Source organism: Nostoc sp. FACHB-110 (genome assembly GCF_014697425.1).
Classification (GTDB): Bacteria; Cyanobacteriota; Cyanobacteriia; order Cyanobacteriales; family Nostocaceae; genus Nostoc_B.
Map to the genome: position 1 here is coordinate 99,656 of NZ_JACJRU010000022.1, position 17,571 is coordinate 117,226.

Below are 17,571 nucleotides of genomic sequence, written 5' to 3' on the forward strand. Positions count from 1 at the left end.
GATTACGGCGATGATTTTTGTCTCACGCAAAGGCAAGGCAGCGCGTTGGGCGGGTTTCCCGACTTGAAGCGACTGCCGCGCAAAGGCGCAAAGAGCAAGAGTTTTAAAAGTGGAATTTTATGATTTCATCCCGCATTTATGCAACGCCCGAAAATCTTTGTTATGTAGCTGTTCTACAAGGCTTTTATAGGTGTTTACGGATATGTCTCATAAAGGAATGGCAAAGAAAAGGGGAAAAGGTTCCACTTTTACCTTTTCCCCTCACCCTTTGTCGCCCTTTCTGCAAGCAGTCTAATGATTATGCAACTAGAGTGCTGATTTCATTTTCCAAATATTCTGATAGAGCTATGATCGTGGGGTAGTCCCAGGCTAAAGTAGCGGGTAACTTAATTTTTAACCAATCTTCTAGGTCAGCAGAAAGACTCACAGCTGTCATGGAATTAAGACCATAGCGTGCAAAAGGTTCTTCGATATCGATTTCATCAGGGTCAAAGTTAAGTTCTTCAGCAACCTTCGCAATTAACCAAGCTTGGATTTCTTCTGCGTTCAAATTTTGGTATGACATTGTAATTTCTCCTAAAGTTTAAGTGTGATGGCAATTAGTAATTGATTTAATTTGCTAGCAAGACCTTTTATGCTTTCGATGGAGCTAACTTGAGTGGCACAATCGAAAATAGCTGGTTCTGCTCGTAAAGTTTTTGTAGTTCTGTCGCTACGTTCTCTCTATAAGAGGTGGGAAGCGGCTGTTGTGAGTGGTGCAACAAACCCATCAGCTTGTGTAGGCATAGCACCAGCCATTCTCCTTGAGCGAAAAATTCACCTAACTGCTTTCTGTTGTACAACCACATATACAGACAAGCTGCGGCGGTGTGTACGGCACAATGTTTTTCAGCTAGTTCAAATAATTCTGGTGATTTTTCCAAATCTCTACCGTAGCGACGCTTCATATCTTTAAATACTGTCTGCTGGGTGCTGATTTCGGAAAGAATTGTATTTGCCTGTGAGAGCAATGTTGTTATCACCTCAAGATTAACTTCTGATTTCATCTGGAGGGATTGAAGTTGGTTAATTGCGACTACCATTCCTTGGAGAATGTCGTTACGTTTACGACTAAATAACTCTAAGCGCTCAGGCTCAAAAGCAGGTAATTCCTGATCTAAAGCGAAAATCGACTCTAGACTTGACTCAATTTCTGCATATCTTTGAGCATCAATATCTACGGTAGGTTGAAATTGTAAAGCTGCACCAATGGTAGACAAATTCAGGTAAGTACCAGCATGAAACATACTGACTACGGCACTATCTCTGACAATTTTTTGAAAAATTCCCCCATGATGACCCTCACGCAGGTAGTAACGCGCACCCATAACAATGGATAAATTGTGAATTACCTTTTCGATAGTGGTGGGAACAAAATATTTCACCACAGCCGACCAAAGGCGCATTTGTGCTGTAGCTGCATGAACGGCTCGAGAAGTGGCGATCGCTACACACTCACAAATTAAAATATCTAAGAAGGCATCTACCAGTAACTTTTGGGTATGGGGAATAGCAAAAATACTATCTCCATAAAGTTTGCGAGAAAGTGCAAAGCTGATTGTAGTACGTAGTGCTGTGTCAGCCGAGCCTAAAGCTAAAGCCGGAATGACTGTACGTGTAAGTTGAAAAGCTTTCAAGCTCAATTCTAAAGCAGACCCCTGTGGACTAATCAGTGATTCGCTAGGAATTAGACAATTATGAAACCGAATACCACTACAATCAGCACCCCGAATTCCTAAAGTTTTGCACTTGCTTAAATAAGAATAGGAAGACCGATCTAATGCTTGTTTTTCTAGTAAAAACAAAGAGAAACCACGCGGCCCACCATTCACATCTGTTTTCGCAAATACAGTGACGGCTGAACCAACAGTAGCATTACCAAACAGCCACTTTTCTCCATCTAATCGATAACCATCTTCTGTTTTTATTGCTTGCACATCTGTGGCTAAAAAGTCGCTGCCATGTGCCTTTTCATGAAATGCTAGTGATACTTTACCTCGATTTTTGATAATTTTGGCAACTTGATTTTTTTGTTGTTCAGTACCGCCTACCCAGATAGGAACTGCACCTAAAAAGGTATTTCCATAAGATATGGCTGTGGTCAAATCTCGACGTGCAACTGTTCTCAGCAGTGCAAAAAATTCTTCATAAGATTTGAGTTTACCGCCATAGGCAACAGGTATATGGTAATGGTTTAAATTCCATTCATCTAATAATTGATGAGCTTGGTGGGGATATGCTTCTTGTTCATCAAATTCAACAATCTTTTGGAAGGAAAATTCATGGTCTGGGTCTAAAGGATTACCTAAATACTGTTCTAACTCTTCGGCTACCAGGTACTGTTGGGGTATTGTTTTAGGACTAGGTAATTTGACTAACATAAGTAGTTATTTCACTATTGATTTTGCTAGTTGCAAGGGTACGATTGAGAACAGTTGCTCTTGTGCGTACAGTTTTTGCATTTCTTGAGCAGCATTTTCTCTATAAGCAGTCGGAACTGTATCAAGGGATTGACCTAAAGACCCGAGTAGTCGATGTAAGCACAATGCTAACCATTCCCCCTTGCCAAAAAAGTCTCCTAGTTGAGTTCTGTTATGCACCCAGATATGCAGACATACAGCCGCCGCGTGTAAGGTGCAATATTGTTGAGCTAGTTCAAATACTTCTGGTGATTCTTTATGTCCTCTGGAGGTTGGTAATTTTTTCAGGGTTTCATCAAGTTGCTTGAGGAAATTAATTAGCTTAAGTGTCAGCGTGATGATATTTTCTAATAGTGTGGAATCAAGTGCTGGGGATTCTTGCAAAGTTTTTAATTTGCCTAGGGAAACTTCTAACCCTTGTAAAATATTGTCTTGGCGATTAAAGAGTTCTAGCTGTTGAGGATTAAATTCCGGTAATTTTTTATCTAAATCAAAGAGATTTTCAAGATGATTATCTAGCTCTGTAAGTTGATTAATATCTATTTTGGCGCGTTGTTTAGCTAGATGTTTTAATTGCAGGGCGATCGCATTTAAATTGACAACCGTACTGCCATCAAATAAACTCACAATGGCATTGTCTCTGACAATCTTTTGAAAAATTCCCCACCAGTGGTTTTCGCGCACATAATAACGGGCGCCCAGTACTACTGATAAATTGTGAATTAATTGCTCAACAGTAGTCGGTACAAAATACTTAACTATTGAAGATTGTAAACTCATTTGTGCTGGTGCAGCCTGAATCGCTCGACTTGTGGCGATCGCTAAACAATCACAAATTAAAATATCTAAGAAAGCATCTACCAACAATTTTTGGGCGTGGGGAATAGTAAATACATTATCTCCATACAATTTGCGAGTCAGAGCAAAATCTAATGTACTGCGTAATGCCGTATCTGCTGCACCTAAAGATAAACCAGCACAAATTGTTCGGGTAATCTGAAGACTTTTGAGCGTAATTTCTAAACCAGCCCCCAGTTTGCCAATTAAAGATTCTTTGGGAATTAAAGCTTGGTCAAAACCAATTCCACTGATATCCGCACCACGGATACCATGAGTCTTAATTTTTGGCAGATGTCGATAAGCTGAAGTTTCTAGACTATCTTTTTCGACCAGGAAAACTGAAAAACTACGGGAATTGCCATTATTATCAGTTTTAGTAAAGACAGTAATCGCCTTACCCCGATTGGCATTGTTAATCAGCCATTTTTCTCCATTCAATAAATAGCCATTTTCTACTTCTACAGCTTCTACTTCATTGCCAATCAAATCACTGCCGTGTGTTTTTTCTGTTAGACCTAATGATACTTGTTTTTGTTCTTTAATAATTCGTGCTAGTCTGTATTTTTGTTCCTCTTGTTCACTACCAACCCAAACGCAAACAGAACCTAAGTAAGTCTTGCCATGACCTATCGCAACTGTTAAATCCCGCCGAGACAATACTCTAATCAACATCAATAATTCTTCATAAGATTGGAGTTTGCCGCCATAAGCAGTGGGAATATAATGGTGATGAAATTCCCATGCTTCTAAAAGTTTCGCAATTGCTTCTGGATATTCTTCTCTCTCATCTAGTTCTATCGAATGCTTGAAAGAAAATTCCTGTTCGGGAACGGAAGGATTTCCTAAATACTCTTCCAATAATTCGGCATTACGATACTGCTTTAATTGAGCCAGCTGATACATTAATTACTTCTCCTAATTTTTATCCAATCAAGTTATTACTTAAATTGCGCTTTGAGTCAGCTTGGCAGTATCCTGAAGTGCCGGAGTTTTGTTTGTTGCTAAATTTTTAGGCCACTGATCTACTGCTTCTAAAGTGCCAGCTAGGAAACCTTTTGCACAAGCATGGCGTTGAATTTTGCCACTAGTAGTTTTGGGAATACTTGCAGTTTTCAGCAGAACTAGTGCATAGACTTGTACATCATATTGTTCGGAAACTGCCTGACGAACGTTAGCAGCAATCTCATTCACATTGAGATTGCGAATATATTGACGTTCTACTTCATAAGCAATCACTAATTTTTCCACACCATTGATATTAATGGCAAAGGCAGCCCCGCATCCTGGACGTAATGCCGAATGGCTCCTTTCTGCTGTCAGTTCAATATCTTGAGGATAATGGTTGCGACCACCAATAATAATCAAATCTTTCAGGCGACCTGTGACATATAGCTCTCCATTGTCCATAAATCCTAAGTCACCAGTGCGTAAAAATGGCCCTGCACCCGTATCAGCTAAGTAAGCCTGAAAACTATCTTGTGTTTGTTGAGCTTTATTCCAATATCCTTGGGTGACATTAGCGCCTGACACCCAAATCTCACCCACTTCATTATCTTGGCAACTATTTAAGGTATCAGGGTCAGCAATGACAATCTGTTGTGCAAGTATGTTTTGACCACAACCTACCAGTGTTTGAACTAGCTCATTTTCTCCAGAAGGTGATAGCACTAGATTTTTTTCGAGTAAATCTGTACGCACAGTTTTCAGAACTGGCACAGCAGATGTTAATCCACCAGTCACAATTAAAGTAGTTTCTGCCATTCCGTAGCAAGGATAAAAGGCATTGGCACGAAAACCACACTCAGCAAATGCAGTGGCGAACTTTTCCATTGTCTCGGCACGGATAGGTTCGGCTCCATTAAAAGCTACCTGCCAACTACTTAGGTCAAGACCTGCTTTTTGTTCTGCGGTAATTTTATTAACACACAATTCATAAGCAAAATTAGGGCCACCACTCGTAGTTGCGTGAAAGCGAGAAACTGCCTGTAGCCAGCGCACAGGTCGTTGTAAAAAAGCCACAGGAGACATGAGAATACAGGGAATACCCAAGTATAAGGGTTGTAGCATATTGCCAATCAGACCCATGTCATGGAAAAGCGGTAGCCAACCCACAAAGATAGTTTCCTCTGTGTGCTGCATAGCCTGTTTGATCATTTTTTGGTTATACAACACATTCTCATGGCTAACCATGACACCTTTTGGTGTACCTGTAGAGCCAGAAGTGTACTGGAGAAAAGCTAGAGTGTCCGTGTTGATTAATGGTTCGCGCCAATCTTGGGCAATGTCAACAGCAATTTCATCAGTTGCAATCCATTGTAAGCCTTGTAATTCTGGCGTTTGGGCAATTTGTTGTGTGGTATTGGATAATATCGTTGAGGTAGTCAAAACAATTTTGGCATCAGCATCTGTCACGATCGCTTGCAAGCGAAACAAAGATTGGTTTTGCCGAGGGGGATAAGCAGGAACGCCGATTACGCCAGCATAAAGGCATCCAAAAAACGCAGCAATAAATTCCAATCCTTGGGGATAAAGTAATAGAGCGCGTTCTCCAGAGGTGTGGGAACGTTGTAGTATGCTGGCAATGGCGCGGGCTTGTTGGTCTAACTCTCTATATGTCCAACTTACTTCCTCAGTTTCTCCATCTACTAAAAAGGTATAAGCTATTTGGTTTGGTTGGTGCAATGCTCTGTAACGCAGTAAGTCTACTAGAGTGAAAAAGCTGGGGGTATTTAAAAAGTTAGTCATGCTGTTTTTTCCTGTGTAAGTTAATGAAGGTTGAGGTTGATTTAGATAAATTTTGATGAGTTGTCAAATGTGCTTGATGAGTGATACTCGATTGTTGATTAGTGAATGTGTTTACGTAGCAGATTTTTGGGATGAAGATATTTCATCTATTAGCCCAAGCTTTTTCATGTTCATTTGTTGATGTACATTAACGGTTTTAGCAGTGAGAATAAACTGGCTTTGATTGGTAATGACTGTAGGGATGGAGAAATCTAAATTCTTAATGTCTAAAATGTTAGTAACTGTCTGACTATTAGAGGATGTCTGAAGATTGTGATAAAGATTGTTAATCTCAACAGCAGTTTCTTTGAAATTGAGGATTTCGCTCTCCAGGCAGTTAGCAAGATCATTGACTTTATGGGCTTGAATGCTCAGACTTTCAATGCCTGTACTCAACTGATGCTGTAAAACTTCTTGCTTTTTTTGTTTAAGTTCTAGTAAAGCTTGTTCTACTTTGGCTACCTCATCTTGTAACTGATTAAGGGCAGACATAACATTTTGAGGCATCAATGAATTGGTGTTTGGAGACATAGGAGTATTAGATATAGCTGTAAATGTTTATGAGTCAGTCAATAAATTTTGCTTCGGATTGAAGAGAAGTTCAAGAAGCAATACAATAACCACGGAAATGCTGCTGCTAACTTTTAGCATTCTGGCGATAAAAGTTATTTTTTAAGAGTTATCAATAAGCTATTGGCTTGTTAATAACTAAACATTCACTAATGTAAATATGATGACTATAACTGCAACATCACTGTTAATAAATCCCTGGTAATTGAACAGTAAATTGTTAACTGTACTTATGTATTCACCCTAAGAATTATCAATTACGGATTCAATGAAAAAATTTTTGTTATTGGTCATCGCACCATTTTGCAATTTTGTAAGTAGCGCGGCGTAAATATTCGTAGTTGGGAAAAGGCAGAAGTCAGAAGGAAAGAGGGTTTTAGGCAACTTTACTTTTCGTTACATACTTCGGTTGATTTGCACCGTTCTACTTACTTGTGATTGAAAGCATCTTTACAGAAACCGCAAATGCCTCTGCTTCTGTACCAGATAGTATCAACAGACACAAGTAATCATTCTCTATGCTAAAAGCTTGCATATAGCTTGATATTATCTGCTACATTGCAAATTTAGTGGCAAATTTAGGAAAAACTGCTCCAGCAGCTGAAGCAAAAAACTAGAACAGTAACAGTAGTAGCAATTACGGGAGTAGTGTCTCAGGTTTAGCTCAACTGAGTATTTGCAATCACAGCACAAAAATCTGGTAAGTAAGATCACAGTATCTTCACGAATACTTAAATAAAGTTCCAGGGATTTGCAGTTTATTATACTTATACTGTCTATTTACTACTAAATAATATTTACCATGCGTATCCCATATATTTCAGCACTTCTGGGCTTGACTGGTATGCTTGCTTTACAAACATTTTTACCTGCTCAAGCGGCAACTTTTGATCTCAGCAAATTAAAAAATATTAAGGCTAGACCAATAGAATCCGATACTAGGTTAGATTTACTGGGATTACCAATCGAGCAGCAGGGTTATACAGCTTTCTTCAATCCAAATCCCTTAGCTCTAGATAACGGACACGACGATATTAGTTTGAACGCCTCAGGAAATGGCGCACCTTATTATGTAACTGGTCGCCAATCAAGCCCAGAAGAACCTGCTTCTGGTTCTACCAAAACATCAACGGTAACTGCGATCGCAGGTTTTCCTACATTAAGCAACTACCTAGCTAGTAATGGTATTTCTTTTGATAGTCTTGGCTTCGGTTTTGGGCAAAAAAACTACAATGAATTTACCAAAACTTGGAATTTAGGCGAAGACAAACTGGGTCAAGATTGGTTTGCTAGTCAAGATTCAACTGTTGAAGAAAGAATATATAAGGCAAACCCGAATGATGTTGAAGCCTTTCTCACTTTTGGGACACAAAAAATAGTCAGTTTAGGATATTTTGACATTTACACAGCTTTGGACTACGGGGCTACAAAATCGCCATTCGATGATATTGAAACTGCCTTTACTGATCTAGTTAAGGGTACAAAAGTAAATGGACTCGACCCATTAGCAGATGGATTAGCCACTGCTTTATTAAAAGATGTTGCCGATGCGGGTGATTATCTACAAGTAGTCATTTTGGACACCGCACCTGATGATACTAACATTACTCAAGGTAATGATTTTATCGCTATAAATCTGAGATTTCTCGGTTCTGTGCGCGTTGCCCGCCTTGTACCCGAAAATTCTCCAGCCTTGGGATTATTAGTGTTTGGAGCTTTGTATTTAACTCCCCAATTAAAAAAAGTAAAGCTGAAAATTAAACAATAATCAGCCTGAGCATATGACAGTAGTTGGCAAGTTAACCCAATTTTTTGTAATCATCCAGCGCATCTGCAACTTCAGCTTGACTGCGCTTAGTACGGTGGTGTTTTTAACTTAACTAAGTATCATATCAGACTGAGTAGTTATGATTTAGCTTATCTGTCCAGAAATCGTAACAACCAGGACTTATGTACTCAGATTAATTGTTGAGAGTGTGTATAATACCAATTTCATGTGAAGTTGCACATATTTCGATCCCCCTAAATCCCCCTTCAAAGGGGGGATTTTAATATGTATTTTTCCGCTTCCCCCCTTTGAAGCAGAGCTAGTGGTTTACCAAGCTAAAATTGCTGTGTAGCCCTAGTTCTTTCCGTATTACCGCGTAAGTCCTAAAAACTTCTCCCTTGCTTCTTTACTACCTAGTAATCAGTTAAAAAATGAAGCTTTGAGATGCTTAAAACTGGCGAACTAGTCTAAACTCCAGCTTAAAAGCTTCATTTTATTCTATCGATCACAGACGCATCGAGCATCTATTACTGTTGATCAGTGTTTCATTGTTTCTACATAATGGTGGCTAATTCAGTATTTCTGACAAGAAATATTATCTAATTTTTAACCTACGTTCGGAATGTCGCCTATTGGAGTTGATAAATAAATATAGGCTGATATCAAGGAACTAAAATTAGTGACATAAGCAAAGGCATTTACAGTATTTTTCAGTTGTGTGTATTACACCTTTCGAGGGGCTAGAGACTAGAAAAATGTACCTCATCTAGATGAAATATGCTGTATCTAGCCACGCTGTAAGCTTTTTAGTTTCTCTACAAATATTCTGGTACAAATAAAGGCGATTTATAAAGTTAACTGTTAATTAAGATATTAGCTAATTTTGCTGAATTTAAGCAGCTAACTTTTGATAGTTATGAATTTTATATTGGAGAAGTACAATAATGATTAGTTCAAACCTAGAAAACAAAATATTTTCTTTAGTAGCAAGTATTACTGGTCATAATATCAACCAACTTGAACTAGATATGTACCTAGAAAGTGAGCTAGGTTTGGACTCGATTAAAATGCTGGAGTTCTTTAATGGAATCATGCAAATTATTCCCAAAGAACAAAGGGTGACATTTAGTCAAAAGTTTCCCGTAAAAATTTTGATGCAAATTCAGACTTTAAGAGAAGCAGTAGTAATTCTTCAAGATTGGCAATCTATAGATAAAATTGATAGTTTAGAGCAATTGCAGAATCTTGTGCCTGCTGGAGAATCAGACACTTGGAATTCTGAAGAAGAACAAAAAAGTCAAACTGTAGATATTCTTGACAGTCAATATTTGCATTTAATGAGTCACTGGCTTGTCGGTTCTAACAGCTTGGGTTACACTCTGCGCTGGGAGGGTGATTTTAATGTCAATCTAGCTAGACAGAGTTGGCAAGAGTTAATTACCCGCCATCCTATATTGAGATCACATTTTTCTATTCCCACAGACGCGAATAGTTTTAAAGATTACCAGTTAGTAGTTTTAGATAATCCGCATACGCCAATCATTCCTGTTACCGACATCAGCCATTTGTCTCCAGATGCTCAGGAAAAACTGTTAAACGATGAGTTTGCAAAATGCCTCAATATTGAATGGCAGTTAACTAACTGGCCTCTACACAAGTTTTTTGTGTTCCGTTTGGCAGATTCAGTTTATCAATTGTTTCTTGCTAATGAACATCTGATCTCTGATGGGTTGGGTAGTCAGTTAATCTTGCGCGAATTTATGGAGATATATCGTGCTAAAGCTGCTGGAGAACAACCTAAGTTACCTCCAGTTACTACAGTCAATCATTATCAGGATATAGTTGCCAAGTTGAACTCTTGGAGTTCAAAAGAGGAAGAAAAGTTACTGGTGCAATACATCAGCCATCAAGGAAAAAGTTCTTACTTTTGGAATCCCCAACAAACAAAAATCAATGCAGAACAGCGTCCTAAATATCAAAACCTGCGTTACTGTTTAGACCAAGATACAACCGCTAAACTAATCGCTAAAACTAGTGATTGGCGAGTTTCGGTCAATTCTTTATTAGTAGCCGCCTTCCTCAAAGCATTAGCAAAATTAGATCAGTCATCTGAATCATTTATTTTGCAAGTTCCTACAAGTGGGCGACTATATCCAGGTGTTGATGCATCAAATGTCGTCAGCAGTTTTGCTCAAAATTTAGCTTTGACTTTTTCTCGTCCCCAACCTCAAGAAGATTGGCAAGCTTTAGTTAATCGCATTCATCAAGAGATCCAAACAGCATTAGCGAACGGTTACGACAGAGTTCAAAGCCAGCAAATGGCAAGGGTTTTTCAAAATGCGATCGCCTTAGAAAATGGTAAACTTCCTGAACACAGCATCTCCATGTTTCGCTCTGGTGCAAAATCAAACCTCTATGTACCTTACACAGGGCAAACACACATTCAAACCCACTATGGTGCAATTAAAATAACTGATTATCGAGCCGGTGGGAATAACGCTATTGGAACTATAGATTTGTTACAAGAAATTTTTAGCGATCGCTTACACTTATTTGCTAGCTATGATAGTAACTTCTTCCATGAGTCTATCATTGATAGTTTACTCCAGGAATATACTACTCAAATCCAAGAACTGATCACCGCCACCAATACAGTCAAACAGCCAAAGCCATCCATCTTACCTCTACAAACAGACAATGGTATGGAATCTATACTCCAACAAATAGCTGAGGAAATTTGTCATTGTCCGATTACTACTGCCCAAATGGAACAAGACATAGAAGCAGATTTGGGTATGGATTCTTTGGAATTCGTTCGCATCATTACCCGCTTAGAACAACGTTTAGGCAAAGTAAATCGGCAAGCATTACTAGCTTGTAGAACTCTACGAGAAATGGCTATCACACTTTCACCAGTTTCCGACAAACAACCCCTAGAGATTCCTTATCTGCAAATTATCGAACAAGCTCGACACACACCAGAAGCCATCGCTGTGTTTGATGGTGAAAGCCAACTCACATATAAACAGTTAAATCTGCTGTCTAATCAGATTGCTAACTACTTACGTTCTCAAGGTATCGGGGCAAATTCCCTAGTCGGCGTAATGATGCGACGCAGCCCTCTGATGCTGGTAGCAATTCTCGGTATCCTCAAAGCTGGGGGAGCTTATGTTCCCTTAGATCCTTCTTATCCAGGGGAACGAGTTCAATATATGTTGGCTCATGCCGAAATCAACATAGTGCTAACTGAGCATCGTTTGACAGCCAAATTAGCAGAATGTCTGACAGAACAGTTGCCCTTGCAGACAATTGTGTTCCTAGATGAAGGTGGAATTTGGCAAGACGGTAAAGCTTGGCAGCAAATTTGTCAAGAAGTTTGGTCTAATTGTTCACAATTACAGCCAAGTTGTATCAACAAACCCGACGATTTGATGACAGTCTTGTTCACTTCTGGTTCTACAGGCAGACCAAAAGGAGTGATGCTGAACCATCAGGGGTACATGAACCGTTTACAGTGGATGCAAAAAGCCTTCCAGTTAAAACCAGGAGACAGGGTAGCTCAAAAAACTTCTTGCTGTTTTGACATCTCCGTTTGGGAACTGTTCTGGCCATTGATGGAAGGTGCTACTGTTTGTCCGGTAGAAACAGAAATAGTCAAGAACCCTTGGCGCTTTGCACAGTGGCTACAAGAAACGCGAATTAACATTGCCCATTTTGTACCTTCCTTATTTGGTGAATTTATTGCCGCCTTAGAAAGTGAAGCTGCAAGTTTTCCCGAGTTGCGTTGGTTAATCTTTAGCGGTGAGGCTTTACCTGTACCATTTATTCAGCGTTGGATTGACAATTATGGTATGAGTGTTGGACTAGCCAACCTCTACGGGCCAACTGAAGCCTCTATTGATGTGACTGCCTATATAATTGAGCAGCGTCCTGGTGAGCAGGAAAGCTCGATTCCCATCGGCAAAGCTATTGACAATGTTTACATCATGCTGCTGAACGAACAAATGCAGCCAGTCACTCCCGGAGAACTAGGTCAGTTGTGGATTGGTGGTGTACAACTAGCTAAGGGTTATCTGAAAGACGCTGAACGCACAGCAGATGTATTTCGTGCTAATCCTTTTGCACATATCCCCGGCGAGTATATCTACCGTACAGGCGACTTGGCTAAGGAATTACCAGACGGTAATATTGAATACCACGGGCGCATTGATCATCAAGTCAAAATTAGAGGCTTCCGTGTCGAACTAGGAGAAATTGAAAGTGTGCTGATGAGCCATCCAGCAGTTAACGAAGCTGGGGTTGTGGTTGTCGATTACGGTGATGGAGACAAACGCCTAGTGGCTGGTTTATCTGGCTCTCCTGTAGACAACAAACAAATTAAGGAACATCTGCAACAGCGTTTACCGCATTACATGATTCCGCACCGCTTGAAATGGTTGCCCAATCTGCCCAAAAATCATAACGGTAAATTAGATCGCAAAGCACTGTTGGCTGTAGTTAATGAAGAAAAATCCGTTTCGGAAACCAAAACAACTAATGTAGCAGAGGAATTGCTACCTTTAGCACCTGCTCAACGCTGGTTAATTGACTACTTTGCCCCTACTCATCAATGGGCTGGTTACAGTCGCTTTCTCTACCGTCAAGCATTGGATCTAGATGCTTTTAATCAAGCTCTCAATCTCATAGTAGAACGCCATGATGCGCTGCGGACTGTGTTTGTTGAACGGGATGGTCAATACTGGCAACAGTTGATTAAACCAGATAAACAACTCAGTGCAGAAGTTTACGATGGTAGTCACTTGTCAATGGCAGAAAGAGATCATGAGATTCAGCAATTGATTCAACAACAAACTCAACAACTGCAAATTGCTCAATGGCCGCTACTCAAAGTCTTGATTGTCAAAGTTGATGAATCATCTTATGACATCACCTTTGTAGCGCACCATATCATCGGTGATTTACTCAGCAGCAATATCATTTTCCATGATTTCTGGTTGTTCTATGGTCAAGTTCTCGGGAATGAAACTACCGAAAATCAGCCTTCTCATTCCTATGCAGACTTTGTGCGGCTGCTGGTACAAGCAGAACAACAAGGAAATTTAGCCAGCCATCTAGACTATTGGCAGTCCAAGTTTCCTTCTCAAGAATATAGTTTCCAGATTCCTTTGGATGATGAGAAAGGAGCTAACGTCGAAGCGTCTAGCCAAAGCGAAAAATTCACCCTCTCTAAAACCGATAGCAAGACGCTGTTACGCCAAGCCAAAAAGCATTACGATTGCAACTTATACACAATTTTGCTTGCACCTTTGTACGAACTGATGGCTGAATGGAGTGAACAGTCTTGGGTTGTACTGAGCCACCGCAGTCATGGCAGAGATTTAGGTAACAATCAGCGATTTATGGAAACTGTCGGCAATTTTGCTGTCAATTTCCCTCTGGGTATCAAAGTAAATAAAGGTTCACAGTGGCAGCAAACTATCAAGCAAATCGAGGCAGAATTTGAGCAGCTACCGATGAATGGTGTTACTTACGATTGGTTATCGGGACAGATGCCCAATTATATGTATCCTGATGCCAATCTTACACCCATCAGAGCCAATTATTTAGGTAATCGTAATGCTCCGACTTGGAAGTTATTTGAATTTCAGGAAGCAGATAGAGACCGTCGCCTGTCTCCTCCTGACCAAAAACGCACAACCTTATTGGAGTTCTTCTTCTCTGTTGTTGATGGCTGCTTAGAGTTAGAAATTGAATACTCCAGTAATTTCCACCGGAGTGCAACTATCTCTAAACTAGGTGAGCGGTATCTGGAACTGATACAAGACCTGCTAGAAGCAATGTCTGAACCAGAAAAACCTAGCATATCTAATGGTCATTCTCCACGCTTACGCAAAGATCCTCATATCCTCCGCTATGTACCTTTATTAGGCAAAGTCGCGCTTGTGATTGGTGGTGACAGTAGCGTTGGTCAAGCGATCGCCCTTAAACTAGCTGAACAAGGTGCTAGTGTGGTAGTTGTTGGACAAAATGCCACATTACTTACACAAACCGTAACTCAAATTCAGCAAATCGGTGCAGATGCGATCGCCATTCCTGCCAATGTGAGCGATTTATATCATGTCCATATCATGCTGAAAGATACGATTAGCAAGTTTGGTGGAATTGATATTTTGGTCAATAATGCTACAGTTGTCGATTCCTTGACTCTCAATAGCTCTGAGCCTCTACAATGGCAGCGGGTGTTTGAACAGAATCTCTTTACTACCTATAATTGCTGCCACAGCGTTATTCCCTATTTAAATCAACGTGGCAAAGGTAAGATTGTCAACATTGGGTTTGACCCTGCTTTAACTGGCTCTCCTTTGTTGAGTGGTTATGCGGCTTGTGGACAGGCGATATCTGGTTTAACTAAATCATTGGCTGAGGAATTAAAACACCAAAACATTCAAGTAAATGCTGTACATTCAGTGATGAACAATAGTAATCCTTCAGAATTAGGCAAATTTATGCCAGTAAAACAGGTGGTTGATGTAGTTTCATTCCTAGTTGCAGCACAATCAGATGGCATCACCGGCGAATGCTTAAAAGTGTTTACTCAACCAGAAACTCACCAGCCTCCTAGCTCACAAGCAGGAGTATACGCTATCTCTGGGCTAGAAAATGGTAGTGTTAAAACCATTATCTAATATCATGTCCGGCAATTAGTTATGACTCACGCCTATCTGTGCAAAAAGACAAAACTCTTTCTTCCCTACGGTCTTGATGATAAGTCTTTTGCCGGACACGATATAACTTTCTTTTGAAAAACAACAATCGCAGCGAAATTCTCAACCTTTGACTGACTCAAATCATGAATACAACAGACGAACTCCATGTGATTTTTGGTACTGGCCCCCTCGGTAAAGCCGTGATGCGCGAACTATTGGCGCGCAACAAACGGGTAAGAATGGTCAACCGCAGTGGCAAAGCAGAGGTTCCCCCTAATGTGGAAATTATTGCTAGCGATGCCTATGATGTAGAAAATACACGTAGAGTTACTGCTGGAGCAACAGTCGTTTACCAATGCGCGCAACCTGCATACACCCAATGGCCAAAGTTGTTTCCATCCTTGCAAGCCAGTATTGTTGAAGGGGTAGCTGCCAATGGAGCAAAGCTAGTTGTCGGAGATAATCTCTATATGTATGGCCCTAGTGATAGTGCGCTGCGGGAAGATTTACCCAATGCTGCCAACACACGCAAAGGTCGGGTTCGCGCTCAAATAGCCCAGGAACTTTTGAATGCACATCACAAAGGTATAGTAAAAGTTGCTATTGGTCGAGCATCGGACTTTTATGGGCCAGAAGTGCTAGATTCTGTTATGGGCGATCGCGTTTTTCCTGCTGTACTAACTGGAAAGTCTGCATCAGCAGTTGGGGAAATTGATGTGCCTCATACCTATACCTTTATTGATGACTTTGGCAAAGCATTAGTAATCTTAGGTGAACATGAAGAGGCATTTGGGCAAATTTGGCATATCCCGAATGCAGAGACTCTGACTACTCGCCAGTTTATCACCATAGCTTTTGAGGAAGCCGGACAACTACCAAAAATCAGCAAGGTAGGTAAGTTTATGATGCGACTAGCTGGTATTTTTATCCCCGAAGCTGGTGAAACTGTTGAGATGATGTATGAGTTTGATGAGCCATTTGTCGTCAATCATGATAAGTACGTCAAAGCCTTTGGCAACCATGCAACCCCTATACGTGAAGCCATCCGGCGCACCTTGGCATGGTATGGTGAGCATCTCAAAACTTTAAAAACGTAAATCTAATCAATTTAGAGAAGCCTGCTACTCCCAGGGGTTTGCCAGTTTTGGCTGAACGAAGCGCACTCTAATACAATCCGGTTCGGATAAGAAATTTACTGGTGAAGGCAGGCAAGGGAGCAGGGGGGGCAGGGGAGAGGGTTTTGTCGTTTCTGCACAGATGTGTTGAATCATAACTGATTTGCCGGACATGATATGAATCTCTTCTATTTGTCTAGCTTTTTCGGCATTGCTGATTAGTGGGATGTTTTTTGTTTCGCGCAAAGGCAAGGCAGCGCGTTGGGCGGCTCTGCCGACTTGAAGCGACTGCCGCGCAAAGGCGCGAAGAATCAATATTTTATTTTTGTTAAACATCTCAATTCATCCCGCATTTATGCAACGCCGCTTTTTCAAAATGCCAAACTACCGGATGATAGTTATGACTATCATCCGGTAGTTAGTTTATGGCATAAACTATCTGCGGTTGTGATAACTACACAAACTTGAGCATTAAGAGATTTATTTATCTGTTTAATATTGAGTTCCGTCATTTTTTGGGCGGTGGAACTTCAGAAATATCTGCTGCATCGCCAGTTTAAAAGTTAACTTTTTTAAAAAAAATTAACAAAAATTTAGAGTATCTAGTTAACTGTCTTAAATTTCTTAACTGTCTAGTTAATTGTCTTAACTGTCTAATTAATTGTCTTAACTGTCTAATTAATTGTTTACTTTACGTTAAATGTCTACTTAACTGTTTTAACTGCTGTTGTGTTTTATTGCTAAAACTGAGATCATCTATCTACAGAATGAAATAGCTATAAAAACTGTATCTTTTATACTTTTTAATAAAAATTACAATTGACTAATTAATAGTAAAAATAAATTAAATAATAAGGATATAAAAGCTAATGCAGTTAAGTAACCAGCATCACTTGATAGCAAATTCAAATAATCAAGATTTAATTTATCAAAAAATAGAAATTGCTATCAGGTCAAGTTTAACTGTAGAAGATTGTGTAATCATAGAAAGACAAACCCCTAATTTAAAACAGGAATTAGTAGCGTATATAGTACCGTCCGGTTTACTTGTACCAGAACAATTGTTATCTCACCTGCAAGTAATTCTGCCTAGCGAATTGATCCCCACAGCATTCGTACCAATATCCACCATACCCTTAACAGAAGCAGGGCAGATAGATGAAACTACTCTAGCCAGTTTAGAAATTATTGACTCTGAGTTAGTGCGTCGTATAGAAGGGCAATTAGAGTCATTCCCCGCAATTGAACGTGTTGCAGTAGTTGTTGAACCAAGACATAACAAGATTTTGCCTGTACATTTAGAAGATTTGCTAGGAGAGAATCAAGGA

General features: G+C 40.0%; 9 protein-coding genes and 1 pseudogene. 4 read left to right on the plus strand and 6 right to left on the minus strand.

Going from position 1 to position 17,571, the window contains the following annotated elements; translation table 11 throughout:
• Positions 1-298: 298 nt before the first annotated feature.
• The 5 genes from H6G69_RS19675 to H6G69_RS19695 all read right to left on the minus strand — a co-directional run bounded on the left by H6G69_RS19675 (position 299) and on the right by H6G69_RS19695 (position 6,590).
• On the minus strand, positions 299-565 hold the full coding sequence (locus tag H6G69_RS19675; protein WP_190690828.1) for an acyl carrier protein: 267 nt from the start codon (positions 563-565) through the stop codon (positions 299-301).
• A 67-nt stretch (positions 566-632) separates the two neighbouring features.
• Positions 633-2,420, minus strand: coding sequence for an acyl-CoA dehydrogenase family protein (locus H6G69_RS19680; protein WP_190690829.1), 1,788 nt, complete (start codon positions 2,418-2,420; stop codon positions 633-635).
• A 6-nt stretch (positions 2,421-2,426) separates the two neighbouring features.
• Positions 2,427-4,202: an acyl-CoA dehydrogenase gene (locus tag H6G69_RS19685; protein WP_199336146.1), complete on the minus strand. Its 1,776-nt coding sequence runs from the start codon at positions 4,200-4,202 to the stop codon at positions 2,427-2,429.
• A 39-nt stretch (positions 4,203-4,241) separates the two neighbouring features.
• Positions 4,242-6,044, minus strand: coding sequence for a fatty acyl-AMP ligase (locus H6G69_RS19690; protein ID WP_190690830.1), 1,803 nt, complete (start codon positions 6,042-6,044; stop codon positions 4,242-4,244).
• Between the two features lie 111 nt (positions 6,045-6,155).
• Positions 6,156-6,590, minus strand: a complete 435-nt coding sequence (locus H6G69_RS19695; RefSeq protein ID WP_190690831.1) for a hypothetical protein — start codon at positions 6,588-6,590, stop codon at positions 6,156-6,158.
• Positions 6,591-7,455: 865 nt separating this feature from the next.
• On the opposite strand from H6G69_RS19695, the gene H6G69_RS19700 reads away from it, so the two are divergent.
• The 3 genes from H6G69_RS19700 (at position 7,456) to H6G69_RS19710 (ending at position 16,225) form a co-directional block, all read left to right on the plus strand.
• A complete protein-coding gene (locus tag H6G69_RS19700; RefSeq protein WP_190690832.1) occupies positions 7,456-8,421 on the plus strand; it encodes a hypothetical protein in 966 nt (321 codons plus the stop codon).
• Positions 8,422-9,365: 944 nt separating this feature from the next.
• Positions 9,366-15,107: a non-ribosomal peptide synthetase gene (locus tag H6G69_RS19705; protein WP_190690833.1), complete on the plus strand. Its 5,742-nt coding sequence runs from the start codon at positions 9,366-9,368 to the stop codon at positions 15,105-15,107.
• A gap of 164 nt (positions 15,108-15,271) precedes the next feature.
• Positions 15,272-16,225, plus strand: coding sequence for an SDR family oxidoreductase (locus H6G69_RS19710; protein WP_190690834.1), 954 nt, complete (start codon positions 15,272-15,274; stop codon positions 16,223-16,225).
• A gap of 24 nt (positions 16,226-16,249) precedes the next feature.
• Here H6G69_RS19710 and H6G69_RS19715 read toward each other — a convergent pair whose 3' ends face one another.
• Positions 16,250-16,579, minus strand: coding sequence for a hypothetical protein (locus H6G69_RS19715; RefSeq protein ID WP_190690835.1), 330 nt, complete (start codon positions 16,577-16,579; stop codon positions 16,250-16,252).
• Positions 16,580-17,112: 533 nt separating this feature from the next.
• On the opposite strand from H6G69_RS19715, the pseudogene H6G69_RS19720 reads away from it, so the two are divergent.
• A pseudogene (locus H6G69_RS19720) lies at positions 17,113-17,571 on the plus strand (AMP-dependent synthetase); the annotation flags it as partial.